Source organism: Streptomyces sp. NPDC023573, from assembly GCF_055559735.1.
Window position 1 is genome coordinate 338861 of the sequence record NZ_JBVHKB010000006.1, and the last position, 21068, is coordinate 359928.

Sequence of the window (21068 nt, forward strand, 5' to 3'; positions counted from 1 at the left end):
CCATGAGATATGCACCTCGATGACCGAGACGTTAGAAGTGCCGCATATCAGCCGCGATCGGTGTCAGGCGAATGGGGCAGCCTTGTCCCTCGACCGGCCCTCCGGCCGAGGGGCGAGGCCGCCGGGCGCGCTCCTATCCCCGCGTGGCGTGCGGGAACAGATCGACGAACGGGGCTGTGGTCGCCGAGATGCCCCGGCCGAAGGGGGCGTCGAAGTCCCAGATGAGGAAGAGCAGGAAGGCGATCAGGACGCTGAAGAGGCCCGCCAGGAGCAGTTCACGGAAGGTTCTGCGGATCTGGAGCGTGAAGATCAGTCCGACCGTCACCACGGCCCCGGTGATCAGGCCGAACCAGACGACCCCTGGCATGGTCGCGCCCGCGTTCTGCCCCCGTGCCCCCCGCGCGTCGTCGACGGCGGCCACCTGGTCCACCAGCGGCTGGTACGCCTGCCCTTCGTGGTCCGTCCGCGGCTTGTACTCCGTCACGTCGGCCCGCACCCGGTCGAGAAGCCTGGTGCCCTCCTCGGTGAGACTCGCGTGGTCCGTCATCGACTTCCACTCGACGTCGACGACATGAGCCACATACGCGTCCACGTCGGCCCGGATGCGGTCGCGGACCTCGACCGGGTAGACCGCGGACCGGGCGCTCACCTCGTGCAGTGCCTGCGCCTCCAGGCGTACCGACTCCTGGGCTGCGCTGCGGCCCTCCCAGACGCCCGCGATGGCCAGGCCGAGCACGATCGCGTACACCACGCCGATCATCATCGTCATGTACTCGATGACATCGGGCGTCTCGGACGGATCGTCGTCCTCGGCGAGGCGCCGGTTGCTCAGGACGGCGATGGTCATTACGACGGCGCATGCCGATGCCATCGCGATGGTCAGAACAAGCCATTCCGACATGGGTTCCTTCTTCGGTTCAGCGGGACGAGCGGGGCCGCAGTACGGCCACGGCGAAGACGGCGGGCGCGGTGATGACAAGGGTGAGCGAGACCAGTGAGGGCCCGGTCCGGGGTGTCTTGCGGGGAGGCTTCTTGTAGGCGGGCAGTGCGACGGGCGCGGGAGGCGGCGGAGTGGGGCGCACGGTGGCACGCGGCGGGGCCGGTTCCGGTTCGGGTTCCGGCTGAGGCGGCGCCGGCGCGGGTGCGGGGGGCGGAGGAGGCGGGGGAGGGGGCGGCGGTGGTGGAGGGGGCGGAGGCGGTGGTGGTGGTGGAGGCGGCGGAGGTGGTGGTGGCGGCGCTGGTTCGGGCTCCGGCTCCGGTTCCGGCTCGACGATGACCGCTCCGCACCGTCCCTCGCCCGCCACGGCGACGGACGAGCTGCCGTCCCCCTGCCCGATGGAGGCGACGGCGCAGTCGTCACCGGCCGCCGGCAGCGGGACGGCGAGCAGCAGGAGCAAAGTCGCGGCCGTCAGCCGCCATATGCGTGATCCGTACACGCCGGGGAGCATGTTCCCCTCAGCCGCCGTGCACGCGGAGGTCGGTGCCTATTCGCCTGATGGAGGGATATTCGGCGATTCGCGTTTGCGCCGCCAGGAACGTGTCCGGAGCTCCGTTGAACACAGGGGCACCAGCCGCCCGTACCAACGGCCACGGAAGGCGCGGACTCGCGTCCCGGACGGCAGAGGACAACGGGAGTCGACATGACTACATGGCGGAACGCCTCGCTCGCGGTGACGGCGGCGGCCCTCCTGGCGCTGACGACGGCGTGCGGTCAGGAGAAGGGCACCACGTCGACGAACGGCCAGGCCGTGGGGAACGCCGCTTCCGCGCAGCAGCCGGCGGACGGCGGCTACGGCTCGGACGGCGGCTACGGTTCCGGCACGGCGGCGGGCGGGACGGCGAAGGACGCCGGGCAACTCGCCGTGCGGTACAGCGAGAAGCTGGGCGAGGTGCTGACCGACAGCGAGGGCTTCACGCTCTACCGCTTCGACAAGGACACCGCCGAACCGCCCAGGTCTAATTGCGAGGGCGACTGCGCGAAGGCGTGGCCGGCGGTGCCCGCGCGGAACGCCCAGGCAGCCGCGGGCACCGACGCGTCGCTGATCGGCGAGGTGACCAGGGCCGACGGGAGCGAACAGCTGACCGTGGCGGGCCGGCCCGTGTACCGCTATGCCGAAGACACCCGGCCCGGTGACGCCAACGGGCAGGGTGTCGGCGGGACATGGTTCGCCGCCGCTCCGGACGGAAGGAAAGCGGCGGTGAAGGCGGAGGGGGCCACCGGTGCCCGGGCCGGTACCGCGGGACTTTCGGTACGCCAGGACCCGGAACTCGGGAACGTCGTCGTGGACAGGCGCGGCATGACGGTGTACCGCTTCAAGAAGGACTCGGCGTGGCCGATGAAGTCCGCGTGCACGGGCGACTGTCTGAAGAAGTGGCCGGCCGTCCCTCCCGTGCGGAAGAATGACGTCGATGGAGTCACCACGAAGGGATTCGTCACCTTCGACCGACCGGACGGCGTCGAACAGCAGTCGCTCGACTGCTGGCCCCTCTACACCTTCTCCGGCGACACGCGGCCGGGAGACACCAACGGCCAAGGTGTCGGGGGCACATGGTACGCGGTCTCGCCCGACGCGAAGCTGGTCGGAGCCCCCGAATAATGCCCGAAAGGTCCTTCGCGGTGCCGGTCCGTCGCCGAATGCGCACACGCAGCGACGGGGCGCCGCACATGCTTCCGGTGTGTGACCAATAACGGATCTCTAATTTCCGTTTCCACTCGCTCTCCTGGCGGTCGATCAGTAGCCTCTGGTCAACACTGACCATGAACATGGCCGGATCGCCGTGGCGACTTGTTGGAGACATCGATGGAGCGTCCCGCCTGGGCACCGCAAGGCATAGACATCTCGGTGCCGAGCGTGTCTCGCATGTACGACTTCTATCTGGGCGGTTCGCACAATTTCGAGGTGGACAGGGAAGCGGCCCGGAAGGCCATGGAGTTCATGCCGGGCCTGCCCAAGGTCATGCAGGCCAATCGTGCCTTTATGCGGCGGGCCGTGCACTACGCCACTGATTCAGGCGTCAACCAGTTTCTGGACATAGGGTCCGGTATACCGACCTTCGGTAATGTTCATGAAGTCGCCCAGGCCGCCGACCCCGAGGCCCGGATCGCCTATGTCGACCACGACTCGGTCGCGGTCGCACACAGCCAGGCGGTGCTCGAGGGCAACGAGCGGGCCGTCATCGCCGCCGCGGATCTGCGTAAACCCCAGGAGATCCTGGCGGACCCGCAGATCAACGGCCTCCTCGACCTGGACAAGCCGGTGGCGCTGCTCCTGGTGGCGGTGCTCCACTTCATCGAGGACTCCGACGAGCCCTATGCGGCGGTCGCGGAGCTGCGTGACGCGCTGGCCCCCGGCAGCCTGCTGGTCCTGACCCACGCGGCGTACGAGGGGATCCCGCTCACCGAGGAGGAGGCGGGCGGGACGGTCGGTGTCTACCGCACCATCCGCAATCCGCTGATCATGCGTTCGCGCGCGGAGATCAGCCGGTTCTTCGAGGGGTACGACATGGTCGAGCCCGGGCTCGTCTCCATGCCTGAGTGGCGTCCCGAGTCCGCGGAGACACTCGCGCACGAAGACCCGTTCGCCTTCTCGGGCTTCGGCGGAGTCGGGCGCAAGGCGTGAGCATTCCCGCCCAGTCGTCGGGCGTGCCCGACGCGGAACCCGACGGCCCCGAGGGCCGGCTCCGAAGATTCGCCACCATCTGGAGCCGGGCGATCTTCCCGTCCACGGCCACCTCCCTGTCCCGCCCCGAGTTCGAGGAACACCTGCTGCCGCTCGCCCGGCAGCTGAGCGAGATCCTGCACACCCGGGTCTTCGACGCGGCGCCCGCGCACGGCGTCGGAGCCTCCCTGGTCGCCGCGCACTGCACGGACCCGGACGCCCTGAGCTCCACCCTCGGCGTCGTCGACTCCTATTTGGTCCTGTACTGCGGGGGCAACGGACCGGTGGAGCTGTCGACCGAGGAGAGCCGGGCCCGGTGTGCGCGGATCCAGCACGCGCTGGCCGGCGGGTTCACCCAGGCGCTCCGCGAGCGGACACTCGCCGAGCAGGAGGCGATCGCCCGCTCGGCGCTCACCGCGCGCTCGGACGCCGAACAGGCGCTGCACGCCACCGAGGCGCGCTTCCGCGCCGTGTTCAAGGACGCCGCCATCGGGATCGGCATCGCCGACCTCGACGGGAACATCCTGGAGATCAACGACACCCTCACCAAGATGTTCGGCGGCCTGGAGAACCACGTGCGCAGCCACAAGGTGAACGAGTGGGTGCACCCCGAGGACTCGCCGTACGTCTGGAAGTACTACGACGAGCTGGTGCGGGGCGAGCGCGAGCACTACAGCGTCGAGAAGCCGTACTACCGCAACGACGGCACCGTCCTGTGGACCAACCTCACCGTGTCGCTGCTGCGGGACTCGGAGGGCCGGCCGGAGTACCAGCTGGCGCTCATGGAGGACACCACCGAGCGGCGGCTGCTCAATCTGCGGCTGCGCTACGAAGCCACCCACGACGCGCTCACCGGTCTGCCGAACCGGACGCTGTTCTTCGAGCGCCTGGAGAAGGCCCTCGCGCCCAGGGAAGGCATGCGCTTCGGGCTCTGCTATCTGGACCTGGACGGCTTCAAGGCGATCAACGACAGCCTGGGACACGCGGCGGGGGACCGGCTCCTCGTCGAGGTCGCCGACCGGCTGCAGAGCTGTGCGACCGCCCCCGGCGAGATGGTCGCGCGGCTCGGCGGTGACGAGTTCGTGGCCCTCACGACCGGGCCGCGGACCCAGGACGAGGTCCACGAACTGGCCGGACGCATCCTCTCCGCGCTCGCCACACCCATCCGTCTCGACGGCCGGGAGCTGACCGTACGGGGATCCATCGGCATCGTCGAAGGGCCGTCGGGCGAACGCACCGCCGCCGAGGTGCTCCGCAGCGCCGACATCACCATGTACCGGGCCAAGGCTGCGGGCGGGAACCGCTTCGCGCTCGCCGACGCCGACGCCGACGCCCGCGCCATCACCCGTCACGGGCTGACCACGGCACTGCCCGCGGCACTGGACCGGGGCGAGTTCTTCATCGAGTACCAGCCGCTGGTGCACCTCGGCGACGGCAGCGTGCACGGAGCCGAGGCGCTGGTGCGCTGGTGTCATCCGCAGCACGGGGTACTCGGCCCGGACCGGTTCATCCCGCTCGCGGAGCACACCGGACTGATCGTGCCGCTCGGCCGCTGGGTCCTGGAGGAGTCCGTCCGGCAGGCGAACTTCTGGCAGGAGCGTCACACCGACGGCGGGCCCCTGCGGATCAACGTCAACCTCTCGCCGGCCCAGCTGCACCACCCGGGGCTGGTCGCCGAGACCGTCGACGTGCTGGAGCGCTCCGGTCTGGAGCCCGGCGCCCTCTGTCTGGAGGTCACCGAGTCCGCGCTGATCGGCGCGGAGGACGATCTGCTCAAGCCGCTCCGCCAGCTGGCGGAGATGGGCGTCGACATCGCGCTGGACGACTTCGGCACCGGCTACTCGAACCTGGCGAACCTGCGCCGGCTGCCGGTGAGCATCCTGAAGCTGGATCGTTCCTTCACCCAGGGCATGCAGCACCATCCGGCCGACCCGGTCGACCTGAAGATCGTCGAGGGCATCGTCTCGCTCGCCCACAGTCTGGACCTCGCGGTCACCGTCGAGGGTGTCGAGACCGGCGCCCAGGCCGAGCAGCTGCGACAGCTCGGCTGCGACACCGCCCAGGGCTGGTACTACGCGCGCCCCGGCGCCCCGGACCGGATCCACGCGCTGCTGCTGGCGGACGCGGTCTGACGACTCCGTCCTCAGCCGCCGCCCGGGCCCGGTCCACCGGCGGCTGAGGACGCGGCGGGCGGCCCCGCCCCCAGGAGCATCCGCTGGAGCTCCCGTGCCGCTCGCGGCGGTTCGACGTCGCTGCGGTGCGCCAGCGCGATAGTGCGCCGCAGTCCGGGCGAGGCCAGCGGTGTCGTCCGGAGGTCCTGGCCGGCCCGCACGGCGACCATGCGGGGCACCACGGCGATCCCGAGCCCCGCCCGTACGAAGCCGAGTACGGCGTCCATCTCGCCGCCCTCCACCGTGAACGAGGGCTCGAAGCCCTCCGCCCGGCACGCCGCGACGGTCAGCTCCCGGAGGTCGTAGCCGTGCCGGAACATCACCAGCGGCTCGTTCTCGAGATCGGCGATGTGCACGGACCCCTTCCGCCCGGGTGCGGGCCGGGACGCCGGTGACACCACCACCAGGTCCTCGTGCAGCAGCTCCACCGTGGTGAGCGCGGGCGAGCCCGCCGGCAGGGGCAGCACGAGCAGCGCGAGGTCCAGGGCGCCCCGGGCCAACTGCCGCACGAGGTCGTGGGAGCCGCCCTCCTCGATCAGGAGCCGGATCCCCGGGTGCGCACCGTGGAAGGCGCGCAGCACGTCGGGCAGCAGGCCCGTGCAGACGCTCGGGGTGGCGCCGAGCCTGATCCGCCCCCGGCGCAGCTGTACGAGCTCCTGCACCTCGTGCCGCGCGGTGTCCGCGTCCGCCAGGATCCTCCGGGCGAGCGGCAGCAGCGCCTCGCCCGCGTCGGTCAGCGCGATGTTGCCGCGAGCGCGGCTGAAGAGCTCGGCGCCCAGCTCGTTCTCCAGGGCCTTGATCTGCTGCGAGAGGGAGGGCTGTGACACGTGCACCTCCTCGGCGGCCCGGGTGAAGTGTCTGGCCTCGGCCACGGCCACGAAGTAGGCGAGCTGCTGGAAGTGCATGGGGCCGACGATAGCGAACTCCATAGCCTATGCCTATGGAGATGAGTCATTTCATGTCTTGGACTGATGATGGCCTTCGGCTCTAGCGTCGTGTCCATGGCACTGGCAACGCGGACGGACCGACGGCCGTCCATGACGCGTACGCTCTGGGACTCGTCCGTCGGCAAGAAAACGATCATGGCTGTGAGCGGCCTGATCATGCTCGGTTATCTGGTGGTCCACATGCTGGGCAACCTGAAGATCTTCTTCGGATCCGGCGAGTTCAATCACTACGCGCACTGGCTCCGGACCCTCGGCGAGCCCTTCCTGCACTACGAGTGGGCGCTGTGGATCATCCGCGTGGTGCTCGTCGCGGCCGTCGTGCTGCACGCCGTCTGCGCCTACCAGCTGAGCCGCCGTGATCTCAGGGCGCGCCCGACGGCCTACGTCCACAGGAAGGCGCGTGCGAGCTATGCCACGCGCACCATGCGCTACGGCGGCGTCATCCTCGCGCTGTTCATCGTCTGGCACATCCTGGACCTCACGACCGGCACCGTGCACACCGGCGGATTCCAGGCCGGACACCCCTACCAGAACGTGCTCGACACCTTCTCGACCTGGTACGGCAACGTCATCTACATCGTCGCCGTGCTCGCGCTGGGCCTGCACGTCCAGCACGGTTTCTGGAGTGCGGCGCAGACCCTCGGCGTGGGCAGCGCGACCCGGGACCGCGTCTGCAAGACCCTCGCCAATGTCCTCGCAGTGGTGCTGACGGCCGGCTTCGTCTCCGTGCCCGTCGCCGTGATGACCGGAGTGGTGAGCTGACATGAGCGACTACACGAACTACCGCACAGGCGACCCCGTCGTCGACGCCAAGGCGCCCCAGGGCCCCGTCACCGAGCGCTGGGACACCCGACGCTTCGAGGCGAAGCTCGTCAACCCGGCCAACCGCCGCAAGCACACCGTCATCGTCGTCGGCACCGGCCTGGCAGGCGGATCGGCCGGTGCCACGCTCGCCGAACAGGGCTACCACGTCGTCCAGTTCTGCTTCCAGGACTCGCCCCGGCGCGCCCACTCCGTCGCCGCCCAGGGCGGCATCAACGCGGCCAAGAACTACCGCAACGACGGCGACTCGGTGCACCGGCTGTTCTACGACACCGTCAAGGGCGGCGACTTCCGCGCCCGCGAGTCCAACGTCCACCGCCTGGCCGAGATCTCGGTCGAGATCATCGACCAGTGCGTCGCCCAGGGCGTCCCCTTCGCCCGCGAGTACGGCGGCCTCCTCGATAACCGCTCCTTCGGCGGGGTCCAGGTCTCCCGCACCTTCTACGCCCGCGGACAGACGGGGCAGCAACTCCTCCTCGGCGCGTACCAGGCGCTCTCCCGGCAGATCGCCGCGGGCAACGTCGAGCTGCACTCCCGCACCGAGATGCTCGACCTGATCGTCGTCGACGGCAAGGCCCGCGGCATCGTGGCGCGCGACCTCGTCACGGGGCGGATCGACACGTACTTCGCCGACGCGGTGGTCCTGGCGAGCGGTGGCTACGGCAACGTCTTCTACCTGTCCACCAACGCCATGAACAGCAACGCCACCGCGATCTGGCGTGCCCACCGGCGCGGCGCCTACTTCGCGAACCCCTGCTTCACCCAGATCCACCCCACCTGCATCCCCCGCACCGGCGACCACCAGTCGAAGCTGACGCTGATGAGTGAGTCGCTGCGCAACGACGGACGCATCTGGGTCCCGAAGGCCAAGGGCGACGACCGTCCCGCGAACCGGATCCCCGAGGACGAGCGGGACTACTACCTGGAGCGGATCTACCCCGCCTTCGGCAACCTCGTGCCCCGCGACATCGCCTCCCGTGCCGCGAAGAACGTCTGCGACGAGGGCCGCGGGGTCGGACCCGGCGGCCAGGGTGTCTACCTCGACTTCGCCGACGCGATCGCCCGCATGGGCCGTAAGAAGGTCGAGGAGAAGTACGGCAACCTCTTCGACATGTACGCGCGGATCACCGCGGAGAATCCGTACGAGACGCCGATGCGCATCTACCCCGCCGTCCACTACACGATGGGCGGCCTCTGGGTCGACTACGACCTCCAGACCACGATCCCCGGCCTCTTCGCCATCGGTGAGGCCAACTTCTCCGACCACGGTGCCAACCGCCTCGGCGCCTCCGCGCTGATGCAGGGCCTCGCCGACGGCTACTTCGTGCTGCCGTCGACCATCAACGACTACCTGGCCCGCAACCCGCACACCGAGGAGATCGACGCCGGCCACCCGGCCGTCACCGAGGCCGTCGCCGAGACCGAGGACCGGCTCAACCTCCTCCTCGCCGTCGACGGGGACCGCACCCCGGACTCCTTCCACCGCGAGATCGGCGAACTCATGTGGGAGTTCTGCGGGATGGCCCGCACCGAGGAAGGGCTGCGCAAGGCCCTCGACCGGATCCCGCAGATCCGAGAGGAGTTCTGGCGCCGCATCAAGGTGCCCGGCACCGGCGAACAGTTCAACCAGTCGCTGGAGAAGGCCAACCGCGTCGTCGACTACCTGGAGCTCGCCGAGCTCATGTGCCTCGACGCCCTGCACCGCGCCGAATCCTGCGGCGGCCACTTCCGCGAGGAGTCGCAGACCCCGGACGGCGAAGCCGCCCGCCGGGATGACGAGTTCTCCTACGCCGCGGCCTGGGAGTTCAGCGCCACCGGCGACGCGCCCGTCCTGCACAAGGAAGACCTCGTCTTCGAGTACGTCCACCCCACCCAGCGGAGCTACGCATGAAGCTCACCCTGCGCGTCTGGCGCCAGCAGAACGCCGAGGCGCCCGGCGCCATGGCCACCTACGAAATCGACGGCATCTCGCGGGACATGTCGTTCCTGGAGATGCTCGACACCCTCAACGAGGAGCTCATCCTCGGCGGGGACGAGCCCGTCGCCTTTGACCACGACTGCCGCGAAGGCATCTGCGGCGCGTGCAGCCTCGTCATCAACGGCGACGCCCACGGCCCCGAGCGGACCACCACCTGCCAGCTCCACATGCGGTCCTTCGACGACGGCGACACCATCGACATCGAACCGTGGCGGGCCTCTGCCTTCCCGGTCGTCAAGGACCTCGTCGTCGACCGCTCGTCCTTCGACCGGATCATCCAGGCCGGCGGATACATCTCCGCGCCCACCGGCACGGCGCCCGACGCACACGCCACCCCCGTCCCCAAGCCGGACGCCGACTCGGCCTTCGAACACGCCGAGTGCATCGGCTGCGGCGCCTGCGTCGCGGCCTGCCCGAACGGCTCGGCGATGCTCTTCACCTCCGCCAAGGTCAACCACCTCAACGTGCTCCCGCAGGGCGCGCCCGAGCGGGAGACCCGGGTGCTCGACATGGTCGCCACCATGGACGACGAGGGCTTCGGCGGATGCACCCTGACCGGCGAGTGCGCGACGGCCTGCCCCAAGGGCATCCCGCTGCCGTCGATCACCGCGATGAACAAGGAGTGGCTGCGAGCCAACCGCAAGGTGCGCCGCTGACCCTCTCCCCGCCGCGGGGAGTCAGTCCGTCCGCAGTGCCTTCGCGAGGTAGGCGGCCGTACGGCTCCCCGCCGCCCGGGCGACCTCCCGCGGCGTCCCGGTGGCGACGATCCGGCCGCCCCGGTCCCCGCCGCCGGGCCCCAGATCGACCACCCGGTCCGCACCGGCCACCACCGCCATGTCGTGCTCCACGACCACCACGGTGTTCCCCGCGTCCACCAGCCCGTGCAACTGCCGCATCAGCACCTCCACATCGGCCGGATGCAGCCCTGTCGTCGGCTCGTCCAGCAGATAGAGCGTGTGACCCCGCCGGGCACGCTGGAGCTCCGTGGCGAGCTTGATCCGCTGCGCCTCACCGCCCGACAGCTCCGTCGCGGGCTGCCCCAGCCGCAGATAGCCGAGCCCCACGTCGAGCAGAGCCCGCAGGCTGCGCCCGGCCGCCGGAGTCCCGGCGAGGAACTCCGCCGCCGCTTCCACCGTCAGGTCCAGCACCTCGGCGATCGTGAGCCCACGCAGCGTCACCTCCAGCGTCCGCGGGTTGTAGCGCGCGCCGTGACAGTCCGGGCAGGGAGCGTACGTACTGGGCAGGAAGAGCAGCTCGACCGAGACGAATCCCTCGCCCTGGCAGGTCTCGCACCGCCCGCCCGCCACGTTGAACGAGAACCTGCCCGCCCGGTACTTCCGGTCCCGCGCGGTCTCCGTCTCCGTGAACAGCTTCCGCACGACGTCGAACAGCCCGGTGTACGTGGCCAGGTTGGACCGCGGCGTACGGCCGATGGGCCGTTGGTCCACCTGCACGAGCCGGTCCACCGCCTCCAGGCCCTCCGCCGACGCCCAGCCCCGTGCCTGCGGCGCCGCAGGATCCTCCGAGGCCTCCGCCGGCCGCCGGTCGGACAGCGCCCCGGCCAGGACCTGACCGACGAGGGTCGACTTGCCCGACCCCGACACCCCGGTGACCGCCGTCAGCACACCCAGCGGGAACGCGGCGTCGACGCCGCGCACGTTGTGCAGGTCGACCCCGCGCAGCGTGATCCACCCCGAGGGCGTCCGTGGTTCGCGCTCCGGCGCCGGGTCCTCGTCGAAGAGGAACCGCCGGGTCGCCGACCCGGTCACCCCCGCGAGGTCCGCCGGAGGTCCGCTGTGCAGGACCCGGCCCCCGTGCTCACCCGCCAGCGGGCCCACGTCCACCAGCCAGTCGGCCTGCCGCACCACGTCCATCTGGTGCTCCACCACGAACACCGAGTTGCCCGCCTCCTTGAGCCTGCCGAGCACGCCGAGCAGGGACTCCGTGTCGGCCGGGTGGAGGCCCGCCGACGGCTCGTCCAGCACATAGACGACTCCGAAGAGCCCTGAGCGCAGCTGGGTGGCCAGCCTCAGCCGCTGCAGTTCGCCCGACGACAGGGTCGGGGCCGTACGGTCGAGGCTGAGATAGCCGAGCCCCAGTTCGGTGACCGGTCCGATCCCGGCCAGCAGATCGGCCGTCAGCACCCGTGCCGTGTCACTCGCGCCGCCCGCCTCGAGCAGCACCTCGGTGAGGGCGGTCAGGGGGAGCGCGACGAGGTCGGCGATCGAGCGGCCGGCGAACGTGACCGCCATGGCCTCCGGCCGCAGCCGGCCGCCCCCGCACACCGGACACGGCGCGCTCGTCAGGAAGCGCTCCGCCTTGGCCCGCAACGTCCGGCTCCTGGAATCCGCGAACGTGTGCATCACATAGCGGCGCGCGCTCATGTACGTGCCTTGGTACGGACGCTGGATGCGGCCCGCTTCGCGGACCGGATGGACCGTCACCACCGGCTGCTCGTCGGTGAACAGGATCCACTCGCGGTCAGCGGGGTCCAGCTCACGCCACGGGCGATCGACGTCGTAGCCCAGGGCGTCCAGCACATCACGCAGGTTCTTGCCCTGCCAGGCCCCCGGCCAGGCCGCGATCGCTCCGTCGCGGATCGACAACGCGGTATCCGGGACGAGCAGATCCTCCGTGGTGCGGTGGACACGCCCCAGGCCGTGGCACTCGGGGCACGCCCCGGCCGCAGTGTTGGGGGAGAAGGAGTCCGAGTCGAGCCGTTCGGCACCGGGCGGATAGTCACCGGCGCGTGAGAAGAGCATGCGCAGGGAGTTGGAGAGCGTGGTGACCGTGCCCACCGAGGAACGTGACCCGGGCGCGGACCGGCGTTGTTCCAGGGACACGGCGGGCGGCAGACCGGTGATCTCACCGACGTCGGGCGCCCCGACCTGGTGGATCAGCCGGCGGGCGTACGGGGCGACGGACTCGAAGTACCGGCGCTGGGCCTCCGCGTAGACCGTCCCGAACGCCAGGGACGACTTCCCCGAGCCCGAGACACCGGTGAAGACCACGAGGGTATCGCGCGGGATGTCGACATCCACGTCACGGAGGTTGTGTTCACGCGCGCCGCGTACCCGGACGTACGGATCATGGGGGGTGGACATCGGTGGTGCGGCTCCGTGGGGGATCGGCGGGGCGGACATGCTTCTGCCGGTGATCCTCCCGCACGCGGACGGACCACCGGCAGCGCGGGGTGTCCGCTCTACACCATGGGGTCCATGCCACGGTCCGTCATGGAGCTCTCCTGCTCGCTCTGCTCCCGCAGGCGGCGGGCCTTGTCCTGGAGCCGCTGCCGCTGCTCCGGGTCGGTGGCGCGTTCCGCGGCCTCGTTCAGTTCCTGGGCCTTGGCACGCAGCTGCTTGGCACGGCCGCCGGACTCACCTGCAACGCTCATGATCACTCCTGGATCTGTGGGGGAGCGGACATCACCAGGGAAGCAGCGCCCGGCCCCCCCTGCATCTCGAGCGGCACGCTCCGCCGGACACCGCGGCAGGCGCGGCAATACCGGCCGGCGGCCGGCCTGTCGTGCCGGGTTCACGGCCGTCCGTGCCCGGTCCGCCGTACCGGGTCAGGCGTTCTCGTCGAGACGGAAACCGACCTTGAGCCCCACCTGGTAGTGGGCGATGCGGCCGTCCTCGATATGGCCGCGGACCTGCGTCATCTCGAACCAGTCGAGATTGTGCAACGTTTCGGAGGCTCTTGCGACGCCGTTCCTGATCGCCGCGTCGAGACCCTCCTCGGAGGTTCCTACGATCTCGGTGACCCGGTAGGTGTGATTAGTCATCTAATGTCTCCTTTCGTGGTTCCACGGTGCCTCACTCCGGGTCCGAGCGCGAGGCATCGCGCGAGGCGCCCGCCCTGTGATCCACGACGGGGCGGGGCTTGACCTGCCCATTGGTCCATACCAAACTCCGGTCCATACGCCCGTGCGAGCGCCGCCCGCAGTCCCCCCATCCGGGTCCTGTCATTCGTCGTGCCGTTTCGCAGAAGGTGACCCCCGTGAAGATCCGCATACTGGCCGGAGCCGTCGCGCTCGTTTCCACCGTCACCCTGAGCGGTTGCGGCTACCTTCCCGGTGCGGGCGCCGACAGCAGCACCGTCACGGTGTGGCTGATGAAGGGCAGCGCCTCCCAGGGCTTCCTGGACAGCTTCAAGGAGTCGTACGAGGCCGAGCATCCCTCGGTCGAACTGGAGTTCGTCCTCCAGGAGTGGGGCGGCATCGGCCCCAAAGTCCTGAAGGCGCTCAAGGGTGACGACGCACCGGACGTCATCGAGGTCGGCAACACGCAGGTCGCCCAGTACGCGGAGAGCGGCGAACTGCGCGATCTCACCCTGGAGTCGATGCGCGACCTGGGCGGCGAGGACTGGCTGCCGGGACTCGCGGAACCGGGCAAGGTCAACGGCGGGCAGTACGGAATCCCCTGGTACGCGGCCAATCGCGTCGTGATCTACAACAAGGACCTTTTCGAGCAGGCGGGAATCACCGAACTCCCCAGGACCCGCGAGGAGTGGGTGGAGACCACCGAGCGGCTGAACACGGACGGCAAGCAGGGCATCTACCTCGCCGGACAGAACTGGTACGTACTCGCCGGCTTCATCTGGGACGAGGGCGGCGAACTGGCGGACGACCGCGGCGGCGACTGGGAGGGCACCCTCGACTCACCCGCCGCCCTGCGGGGCATGGACTTCTACAAGACGCTTCAGGCGCTCGGCGACGGCCCCAAGGACGCCGACGAGCAGACGCCTCCGGAGACCGATGTGTTCGCCGAGGGCGACGTCGCCCAGATCATCTCCGTGCCCGGGAGCGCCGCACTCATCGAGCAGCGGAACCCCGAACTCAAGGGCAAGCTGGGCTACTTCCCCATCCCCGGGAAGAGCGCGAAGAAGCCGGGCGCCGTCTTCACCGGAGGCTCCGACCTGATCGTGCCCGAAGACGCCGACCAGCGCAGCGAGGGCATCGAGGTCGTCAAGGCCCTCGCGGGGGAGCAGTGGCAGACGGAACTCGCCCGGGCCATGAGCTACGTGCCGAACAAGCCCGCCCTGGCGAGGGTCGTCGAAGGCCAGGAAGGGACCTCCGCGATGGCGGAGGGCGCCACCGAGGGCCGCGCCACCCCCAATTCGCCGTACTGGCCGGCCGTCGAGGCGGACAACCCCATCAAGCCGTACATGACGGCCGTGCTGGAGGGCGGCGACCCGGCGGAAGAGGCGAAGAAGGCGTCCGAGAGCATCACCTCCAAGCTGATCACCGGCTGACGGGTACCACGAGGGACCGGGCCGCCCAGGAGGACGGCGGCCCGGCCGCGAGCCGGGGATTCAGCCGTCGCACATCCCCTCGCTTCGCAGCGGTCACGTCGAATCCAGCCGGTCACGGAAGAAGTAGGGAGCCGGGCCGTCGCACTCCCGCGACAGCCGCAGTCCGCCCCGCCGATCCGTCCCCGGAGACCGCCATGACCGTGCTGCCGCTCACCTCCCCCGCCTCCTCGCCCCTCACCTCCGTCGCCCCCGTCGGCGTACCCGCACCGCGCCCGGCCGCCGCCGGTGCTCCCTCGGCGTACCGCGTCTCCCTGGCCACCGGAGCGGAGGACGTACGGGCCGCTCAGCGCCTGCGCCACCTCGTGTTCGCCGGAGAGCTGGGCGCCAGGCTCGACAGCGCCGAACCCGGCCTGGACAGCGACGCCTTCGACGCCCATTGCGACCATCTGCTCGTGCGCGAGGTGACCACCGGAGAGGTCGTCGCCACCTACCGGCTGCTGCCGCCCGAGGGGGCCCGGCTCGCGGGCGGCCTCTACGCGGAGGGCGAGTTCGACCTCGCGCGCCTCTGCCCGATCCGCGACGACCTCGTCGAGGTGGGGAGGTCCTGCGTCCACCCGGCCCACCGGGACGGTGCCGTCATCGCCCTCATCTGGGCCGGCCTCGCCCGCTACATGGAGCGCACCGGCTACACCTGGCTGGCCGGCTGCTGCTCCGTGCCCCTCGCCGACGGAGGGGCACTGGCCGCCAGGAGCTGGGACACCGTACGGGCCCACCACCTGGCTCCCGAGGAGTACTGGGTCACCCCTCACCGCCTCTGGGACACCACGGGCCACCCCGGCGGGGGCGCGGGCGGCCGTTCCGGACTGCCTCCGCTGCTGCGCGGCTACCTGCGCCTCGGCGCCTGGGTCTGCGGAGCCCCGGCCCACGACCCGGACTTCGGAGTCGCGGACCTCTACGTCCTGCTTTCGATGCGTCGCACCGACCCGCGCTACCTGCGGCACTTCCTCTCGCTGGCCCCGCTGCGATGAGCGCCTGGCTGCCCGTCGCGCCCTGCACCCCGCGCGACTGCGCGCACCACGAGGGCGCCAGGCGCCCGCCACCGCGCGCCGTCGCCCTGTTGCTCGCCGGGTGCGCCCTCACCCTGCTGGGAGTGCTCTGCGTGCCCGCGGTGCTGCTCCTGGGGCCGTCGTACCGTGACCGGCTGACCCGCCGGTGGGCCCACGCGGTGGTGCGGTCCTTCGGCGTCCGCGTACGGATCACCGGCCACCCGGTGGGCGGGGCCCGGCCACCGGCGGGCGAGCTCGTGGTCGCCAATCACGTCTCGTGGCTGGACATCCCGCTCGTGGCCGCCGCGTTCCCCGCCCGGATGGTCGCCAAGAGCGAGATACGGCACTGGCCGCTGCTCGGACCGCTCGCCGCGCTCGGCGGCACCCTGTTCATCGAGCGGGACCGGCTGCGGGCCCTCCCGCACGCCGTGCGGGCCGTCGCCGGGGCGCTGGCCTCCGGCTCACGGGTCGCGGTGTTCCCGCAGGGCAGCACCTGGTGCGGCCGGAGCGGCGGCGGCCGTTTCCGGCCCGCCGCCTTCCAGGCCGCGATCGACGCAGGCTCCGCCGTCCGCCCGGTCCGCATCAGTTACCGGACGGCGAAGACGGACACGGCGGGAGCCGCCGCGTTCGTCGGGGACGACCCGCTCGCCGCATCGCTGTGGCGTGTGGTGACGGCCGCGGGGCTCACCGCCGAGATCCGGATCCTGCCGCCGCTCCGCGCGGACGGCGAAACCGGCCGGCGGGCACTGGCGCGGGCGGCTCAGTCCGCCGTGGCCAGCGACAGCGCGAACCTGCCCGCGGTGTCCGTCCACCACTGATCCAGCCGCAGGCCCGCCGCGGCCAGCTCGTCCCGCACCTTCTCCTCACGGAACTTCGCCGAGATCTCCGTGCGCAGTTCCTCGCCCTCCTCGAACTGCACCACGAGATCAAGCTCCCGGATCTTGACCGTCAGCGCCCGGCGGGCGCGCAGCCGCATCTCGATCCACTCGTGGTCCGGGTCCCAGAGGGCCACATGGGTGAAGTCGTCAGGCGGGAAGTCCGCCTCCAGCTCACGGTTCACCACGGCCAGCACGTTCTTGTTGAACGCGGCCGTCACCCCGGCCGCGTCGTCGTACGCCGCGACGAGGGTCGCCTCGTCCTTCACCAGGTCCGTGCCGAGCAGCAGCCCGTCCCCGGGAGCGAGCCGCGCCCGTACGGAGCTGAGGAACTCCGCGCGCTCCTCCGGGAGCAGATTGCCGAGCGTCCCGCCGAGGAACACGACCAGCCGGGGGCCGGGGCTCTCCGGCAGCTCCAGGTCGTGCGTGAAGTCGGCGACGAGCGCGTGCACGGACAGCCCGGGCCGTTCGGCCAGCAGCGCCTCGGCCGCCCCCGCGAGAGCGCTCTCGCTGACATCGACCGGCACGTACGTGTGCAGTGCCGGCAGCGCGTCCAGCAGGTGCCGCGTCTTCTCCGACGAGCCGGACCCCAGCTCGATCAGGGTCCGCGCCCCGGACGCCGCGGCGATCTCCCCGGCGCGGGCGATCAGGATCTCCCGCTCCGCACGCGTCGGGTAGTACTCGTCCAGCCGGGTGATCTCCTCGAACAGGTCGCTGCCGCGCGCGTCGTAGAACCACTTGGGCGGCAGCGTCTTCGGCTGCCGCGTCAGACCGCTCAGCACATCGGCGCGCAGCGCCGCGTCCGTCGCGTCCGCGGGCAGGGTGCGGGTCAGCAGGAAGGGACTCACGCGGTGGGCTCCTTGAGCGGGGTGAGAAGGACATCGGTGCGCGTCGCGGCCAGCAGGGTGCGGTCCGGGACCTCGCGCCAGTACGGATCGTCGTCGTACGGTTCGGAGGCCACCACCGTGCGGCGGCCCGGTTCGTGGAGATACCAGAGGGAGTCGCCCCAGGTGGTCGCCACGATGACGGAACCGTCGGTGAGCAGCAGATTGAGGCGTGAACCGGGGGCGGCCGCGCCGACATCGCGGACCGTGTCGGCGACCGCCTGGGCTATCTCGTCCCCCTGCGCCACCCGGTGCAGCACCAGGGCCCAGATCAGCGCCGAGTCGCTCCGCGCCGCCAGGGAGAGCAGCCGCTCGGGGGGCAGACCCGCGGCCAGCGGTGCCAGGGAGCCGGGCCAGCCCCGTACCGCACCGTTGTGGCTGAACAGCAGGCGTCCCTCGGCGAAGGGAGCCGCGGCGGCCTCCCCGTCCGCCCCGGCGAACGTCGCGTCACGGACCGCGGCGAGCAGCGCCGTGCTGCGCACCACGCGGGCCAGATCGGCGAAGGTCTCGTCACCCCAGACGGGCCCGGTACGGCGGTAGCGGCCGGGCGCGGGGTCCCCCTCCGCGTACCAGCCGACCCCGAACCCGTCGGCGTTGACCGTGCCGTACCGCTGACGGCGCGGCTCCCAGGACTGGCGCACGAGCCCGTGAACGGGGGAGTCGAGCACTTCCCCCAGCGGCACAGCAGGCCCCAAGTAGGCGATATGACGGCACATCAGGCATCCCTCGCAGTGCGGAAGCCGGAGAAGATCTGGCGCCGGACGGGGAGGTCCCAATTACGGAACGTGCCCCGGCACGCCACCGGGTCCACGGCGAACGAGCCGCCGCGCAGCACCTTGTGCCCGGGGCCGAAGAACACCTCCGAGTACTCGCGGTACGGGAACGCGACGAAGCCGGGATAGGGCAGGAAGTCGCTCGACGTCCACTCCCACACGTCCCCGATCAGCTGGCCCGCGCCCGACGGGGACCGGCCGGCCGCGTAGGCGCCGGCTGCGGCGGGCCGCAGATGGCGCTGGCCCAGATTGGCCCGCTCGGGGGTCGGGTCCTCGTCGCCCCAGGGATAGCGCAGCGAACGCCCCGAGACGGGGTCGTGGCGGGCGGCCTTCTCCCACTCCGGCTCGGTCGGCAGGCGACGGCCCGCCCAGCGGGCGTACGCGTCCGCCTCGTACCAGCTGACGTGGAGCACCGGCTCGTCCGCCCGTACGAGCTCGGTCACACCGAAGCGCCGGCGCAGCCACCGGCCCGCGTCCCGCTGCCAGAAGAGCGGTGCGCCGAGATCGTGTTCGCGGACCATCGCCCAGCCCTCGGGGGCCCACCAGCGCGCGTCGGTGTAGCCGCCGTCCTCGATGAAGCGCTCGTACGCACCGCAGGTGACCGGCGCGGTGTCGATGTGGAACGCGGCCACCTCGCGCCGGTGCGCCGGGCGTTCGTTGTCCAGCGCCCAGGGCTCGGTGGAGGTCCCCATGGTGAAGGGGCCACCGGGGACCAGGACCTCGGACGGCAGCGCGACGGCACCGGTGGGCTCCGGAGGACCGGGCGCGTCGAGTACCGCAGGTCCCGAGCGGAGCTGATGGGTGATCAGCATCGTCTCGTCGTGCTGCTGTTCGTGCTGGGCGACCATGCCGAAGGCGAAGCCCGCCTGCTCCAGCGGGCGTCCCCCGCCGTCCAGCGGAGCGCCGCCGAGGATGTCCAGGGCCCTGCCCCGTACGTCCGCGGCGTACGTCCGTGCCTCCGCCGGTGCCAGCAGCGGCAGGGAGGGCCGGCTGGCCCTGGAGTGCTCGAAGGCGTCGTACAGTCCGTCGATCTCGGGGCGCATCGCCTCACGGCCGCCGACGGCCCGAAGCAGCCACAGCTCCTCCTGGTTCCCGATGTGCGCCAGGTCCCAGACCAGCGGCGACATCAGGGGGGAGTGCTGCGCGGTGAGCTCGTGGTCGTCGACGCTGTCGGTGAGGAGAGCGGTGCGCTCGCGGGCGGTGAGGAGCGCCGCCAGGGCACGCTCGCGCAGCACCTCCGCGTCGAACTCCTGGCCGGTGTGCGGAGCAGAGGTGTCAGTCATCGGACCAAGTCCTTTCCGTGCGGCGCCTGTGACGGGTCGGGAAAATCGTCGGCCGGACATCGGCCCCGGGCCACATAGCGGTCATGGAAGGCGGCGACCGTCCCGAGGACGTGGTCACTCGCCCCGATCCTGGGCAGCGCCTCCAGTGCCGCCGTGAAGCAGGCCGCGGCCGCCACCGCCAGCTCCGGATCCCTCAGCCCGTCGCGGGCGGCGGCGGTCCAGAGAGGGTTGCGGGGCGCGGCCGGCAGGCCCGCGGTCTCGGCCAGGGGCTTCACGGTGCGGTACACGGTCTCGGCTGCCTCCGGGTCGTCGAAGAGAGCGGTGGTGACGGCCAGGGGCACGAGCCAGCCATCGGTGCCGGACTGGGCGTCGATCATGCGCAGTTCCAGGTGTCCGCGCGGGCGCACCGGCGGGAACAGTGTGGTGAGGTGATAGTCGAGATCAGCCCGCACCGGCGGCCTCGGCCCACCGCCGCGGATCCAGTCACGGAACGTCAGTCCCTGCGGTACGGCCCAGGGCCCGTCATCGCTCCGGACACACATCACCGGTGTGGCGAGCACATGCTCGGCCCACGCCTCCCGGGGCGCGAGACGGCTCTGCGGCGCGAGCGCCCTGGCCGGATCGAGGCCGGCCCACAGCGCCTGCCGGGTCGACTGCCAGCCGGTGCGCCGGCCCTGCCGGAACGGCGAATTGGCGAACGCGGCCACCAGGACCGCGCCCAGCAGGTTCCCGAGCTGCCAGCGCCGTCCGTAACCCAGTGGGCCCGGCTCCTCCTCACCGGCGTCCAGACAGACCTGCACGGATGCCGAGGTGCACATCATCGCGCGGCCGTCGGAGCCCGACCGGTCCAGCGCGGCTTCCATGGCGTCGTAACGTGGCTCCCGCAGCAGACGGCGCGGCGGATGCCACGGGTCCACACCCATGCCGGCCAGGGACAGCCCCGCCCGGCCGAGGGTGTCGCGTACGGAGACGAGATCGGCGGCCGTGGCGTCGACACAGGCCATCAGGGAGCCCGCCGGCTGGGAGCTGAGCTCCAGCTGACCGCCGGGTTCGAAGGTCAGCGCGGCGTCCAGCGGGGTGGCGCGTACGGCGTCGGCCGCGGCGCGGAGGCGGTCGTGGGACACGGCGACCTCGGGATGTTCACGGTCGTGAATGAGCCATTCCAGCTCCACACCGACCGTCCGGGGCGGCCCCGTCTTGAAACATATGCCGCGGAGCAGTTCCGCCGCTTCTTCCTCGCCGAGCGGCGCCGCGCCGAGGGGCGGGCCGTGCTGGCCGAGAGTGTCCGGGGGCATGCTGGGCCTCCTCTTCGGGTGCTTGCTTCCCACCCAAACCCTTACCGGGAGTTCGCACAAGGGTGCCCCTGGGCGACGGAAA

At 71.1% G+C, this 21068-nt stretch carries 19 protein-coding genes; 9 read left to right on the top strand and 10 right to left on the bottom strand.

What is annotated here, in order from left to right; all coding sequences use genetic code 11:
• Positions 1–133: 133 nt before the first annotated feature.
• Both ACZ32T_RS21590 and ACZ32T_RS21595 read right to left on the bottom strand, forming a co-directional pair.
• The gene (locus ACZ32T_RS21590; RefSeq protein WP_467368396.1) at positions 134–901 is read right to left on the bottom strand and encodes a bestrophin-like domain; all 768 of its coding nucleotides are present in this window, start codon (positions 899–901) and stop codon (positions 134–136) included.
• 16 nt (positions 902–917) lie between these two features.
• Positions 918–1436, bottom strand: a complete 519-nt coding sequence (locus ACZ32T_RS21595; RefSeq protein WP_467368564.1) for a hypothetical protein — start codon at positions 1434–1436, stop codon at positions 918–920.
• A 204-nt stretch (positions 1437–1640) separates the two neighbouring features.
• Here ACZ32T_RS21595 and ACZ32T_RS21600 point away from each other — a divergent pair, with 204 nt between their 5' ends.
• The 3 genes from ACZ32T_RS21600 (at position 1641) to ACZ32T_RS21610 (ending at position 5791) form a co-directional block, all read left to right on the top strand.
• On the top strand, positions 1641–2597 hold the full coding sequence (locus tag ACZ32T_RS21600; protein WP_467368398.1) for an SCO0930 family lipoprotein: 957 nt from the start codon (positions 1641–1643) through the stop codon (positions 2595–2597).
• Positions 2598–2801: 204 nt separating this feature from the next.
• Positions 2802–3620 (top strand): SAM-dependent methyltransferase, encoded by an 819-nt coding sequence (locus ACZ32T_RS21605; protein WP_467269436.1) that lies wholly within the window; start codon positions 2802–2804, stop codon positions 3618–3620.
• Positions 3617–5791 carry a putative bifunctional diguanylate cyclase/phosphodiesterase gene (locus ACZ32T_RS21610; RefSeq protein WP_467368400.1) on the top strand — a complete coding sequence of 725 codons (2175 nt, stop codon included), beginning with the start codon at positions 3617–3619 and terminating at the stop codon, positions 5789–5791. Before ACZ32T_RS21605 ends, ACZ32T_RS21610 begins: the two co-directional genes overlap by 4 nt.
• Positions 5792–5802: 11 nt before the next feature.
• On the opposite strand, the gene ACZ32T_RS21615 is transcribed toward ACZ32T_RS21610, so the two are convergent.
• On the bottom strand, positions 5803–6735 hold the full coding sequence (locus tag ACZ32T_RS21615) for a LysR family transcriptional regulator (protein ID WP_467269558.1): 933 nt from the start codon (positions 6733–6735) through the stop codon (positions 5803–5805).
• A 96-nt stretch (positions 6736–6831) separates the two neighbouring features.
• Here ACZ32T_RS21615 and ACZ32T_RS21620 point away from each other — a divergent pair, with 96 nt between their 5' ends.
• The 3 genes from ACZ32T_RS21620 to ACZ32T_RS21630 are packed head-to-tail and all read left to right on the top strand — an operon-like array spanning position 6832 to position 10233.
• A complete protein-coding gene (locus ACZ32T_RS21620; protein WP_467368402.1) occupies positions 6832–7539 on the top strand; it encodes a succinate dehydrogenase in 708 nt (235 codons plus the stop codon).
• A 1-nt stretch (position 7540) separates the two neighbouring features.
• Positions 7541–9490 carry a fumarate reductase/succinate dehydrogenase flavoprotein subunit gene (locus tag ACZ32T_RS21625; protein ID WP_467368403.1) on the top strand — a complete coding sequence of 650 codons (1950 nt, stop codon included), beginning with the start codon at positions 7541–7543 and terminating at the stop codon, positions 9488–9490.
• A complete protein-coding gene (locus tag ACZ32T_RS21630) occupies positions 9487–10233 on the top strand; it encodes a succinate dehydrogenase/fumarate reductase iron-sulfur subunit (protein ID WP_467269445.1) in 747 nt (248 codons plus the stop codon). The genes ACZ32T_RS21625 and ACZ32T_RS21630 overlap by 4 nt, the downstream gene beginning before the upstream one ends.
• Before the next feature lie 21 nt (positions 10234–10254).
• On the opposite strand, the gene ACZ32T_RS21635 is transcribed toward ACZ32T_RS21630, so the two are convergent.
• The 3 genes from ACZ32T_RS21635 to ACZ32T_RS21645 form a co-directional block, all read right to left on the bottom strand.
• Positions 10255–12681: an excinuclease ABC subunit UvrA gene (locus tag ACZ32T_RS21635; RefSeq protein ID WP_467368405.1), complete on the bottom strand. Its 2427-nt coding sequence runs from the start codon at positions 12679–12681 to the stop codon at positions 10255–10257.
• Positions 12682–12779: 98 nt separating this feature from the next.
• The gene (locus ACZ32T_RS21640; protein ID WP_104782993.1) at positions 12780–12971 is read right to left on the bottom strand and encodes a DUF6381 family protein; all 192 of its coding nucleotides are present in this window, start codon (positions 12969–12971) and stop codon (positions 12780–12782) included.
• Positions 12972–13145: 174 nt separating this feature from the next.
• Positions 13146–13361 carry a dodecin gene (locus ACZ32T_RS21645; protein WP_403997307.1) on the bottom strand — a complete coding sequence of 72 codons (216 nt, stop codon included), beginning with the start codon at positions 13359–13361 and terminating at the stop codon, positions 13146–13148.
• Positions 13362–13576: 215 nt separating this feature from the next.
• Between ACZ32T_RS21645 and ACZ32T_RS21650 the strand changes: the two genes are divergently transcribed.
• The 3 genes from ACZ32T_RS21650 (at position 13577) to ACZ32T_RS21660 (ending at position 16694) form a co-directional block, all read left to right on the top strand.
• On the top strand, positions 13577–14830 hold the full coding sequence (locus ACZ32T_RS21650) for an extracellular solute-binding protein (RefSeq protein WP_467368407.1): 1254 nt from the start codon (positions 13577–13579) through the stop codon (positions 14828–14830).
• 194 nt (positions 14831–15024) lie between these two features.
• Positions 15025–15858 (top strand): GNAT family N-acetyltransferase, encoded by an 834-nt coding sequence (locus tag ACZ32T_RS21655; RefSeq protein ID WP_467368409.1) that lies wholly within the window; start codon positions 15025–15027, stop codon positions 15856–15858.
• Positions 15855–16694: a lysophospholipid acyltransferase family protein gene (locus ACZ32T_RS21660; protein WP_467269455.1), complete on the top strand. Its 840-nt coding sequence runs from the start codon at positions 15855–15857 to the stop codon at positions 16692–16694. Before ACZ32T_RS21655 ends, ACZ32T_RS21660 begins: the two co-directional genes overlap by 4 nt.
• Here ACZ32T_RS21660 and egtD read toward each other — a convergent pair.
• Genes egtD through egtA form a run of 4 tightly spaced genes read right to left on the bottom strand, consistent with a single transcriptional unit; the run spans position 16637 to position 20986 of the window.
• On the bottom strand, positions 16637–17599 hold the full coding sequence (gene egtD, locus ACZ32T_RS21665; RefSeq protein ID WP_467368411.1) for an L-histidine N(alpha)-methyltransferase: 963 nt from the start codon (positions 17597–17599) through the stop codon (positions 16637–16639). The two genes, ACZ32T_RS21660 and egtD, sit on opposite strands and share 58 nt — an antisense overlap.
• The gene (gene egtC, locus ACZ32T_RS21670; protein WP_467368413.1) at positions 17596–18351 is read right to left on the bottom strand and encodes an ergothioneine biosynthesis protein EgtC; all 756 of its coding nucleotides are present in this window, start codon (positions 18349–18351) and stop codon (positions 17596–17598) included. Before egtC ends, egtD begins: the two co-directional genes overlap by 4 nt.
• The gene (egtB, locus tag ACZ32T_RS21675) at positions 18351–19691 is read right to left on the bottom strand and encodes an ergothioneine biosynthesis protein EgtB (RefSeq protein ID WP_467368415.1); all 1341 of its coding nucleotides are present in this window, start codon (positions 19689–19691) and stop codon (positions 18351–18353) included. The genes egtC and egtB overlap by 1 nt, the downstream gene beginning before the upstream one ends.
• Entirely contained in the window at positions 19688–20986 is a 1299-nt protein-coding gene (gene egtA / locus ACZ32T_RS21680; RefSeq protein ID WP_467368417.1) for an ergothioneine biosynthesis glutamate--cysteine ligase EgtA, read from the bottom strand. The genes egtB and egtA overlap by 4 nt, the downstream gene beginning before the upstream one ends.
• Positions 20987–21068: the final 82 nt, after the last annotated feature.

Coding starts and splice junctions, on each gene's coding strand:
- ACZ32T_RS21590 (WP_467368396.1), bottom strand. CDS start 901: ATGTCGGAATGGCTTGTTCTGACCATCGCGATGGCATCGGCATGCGCC.
- ACZ32T_RS21600 (WP_467368398.1), top strand. CDS start 1,641: ATGACTACATGGCGGAACGCCTCGCTCGCGGTGACGGCGGCGGCCCTC.
- ACZ32T_RS21605 (WP_467269436.1), top strand. CDS start 2,802: ATGGAGCGTCCCGCCTGGGCACCGCAAGGCATAGACATCTCGGTGCCG.
- ACZ32T_RS21615 (WP_467269558.1), bottom strand. CDS start 6,735: ATGCACTTCCAGCAGCTCGCCTACTTCGTGGCCGTGGCCGAGGCCAGA.
- ACZ32T_RS21620 (WP_467368402.1), top strand. CDS start 6,832: ATGGCACTGGCAACGCGGACGGACCGACGGCCGTCCATGACGCGTACG.
- ACZ32T_RS21625 (WP_467368403.1), top strand. CDS start 7,541: ATGAGCGACTACACGAACTACCGCACAGGCGACCCCGTCGTCGACGCC.
- ACZ32T_RS21630 (WP_467269445.1), top strand. CDS start 9,487: ATGAAGCTCACCCTGCGCGTCTGGCGCCAGCAGAACGCCGAGGCGCCC.
- ACZ32T_RS21635 (WP_467368405.1), bottom strand. CDS start 12,681: ATGTCCACCCCCCATGATCCGTACGTCCGGGTACGCGGCGCGCGTGAA.
- ACZ32T_RS21640 (WP_104782993.1), bottom strand. CDS start 12,971: ATGAGCGTTGCAGGTGAGTCCGGCGGCCGTGCCAAGCAGCTGCGTGCC.
- ACZ32T_RS21645 (WP_403997307.1), bottom strand. CDS start 13,361: ATGACTAATCACACCTACCGGGTCACCGAGATCGTAGGAACCTCCGAG.
- ACZ32T_RS21655 (WP_467368409.1), top strand. CDS start 15,025: ATGACCGTGCTGCCGCTCACCTCCCCCGCCTCCTCGCCCCTCACCTCC.
- ACZ32T_RS21660 (WP_467269455.1), top strand. CDS start 15,855: ATGAGCGCCTGGCTGCCCGTCGCGCCCTGCACCCCGCGCGACTGCGCG.
- egtC (WP_467368413.1), bottom strand. CDS start 18,351: ATGTGCCGTCATATCGCCTACTTGGGGCCTGCTGTGCCGCTGGGGGAA.
- egtB (WP_467368415.1), bottom strand. CDS start 19,691: ATGACTGACACCTCTGCTCCGCACACCGGCCAGGAGTTCGACGCGGAG.
- egtA (WP_467368417.1), bottom strand. CDS start 20,986: ATGCCCCCGGACACTCTCGGCCAGCACGGCCCGCCCCTCGGCGCGGCG.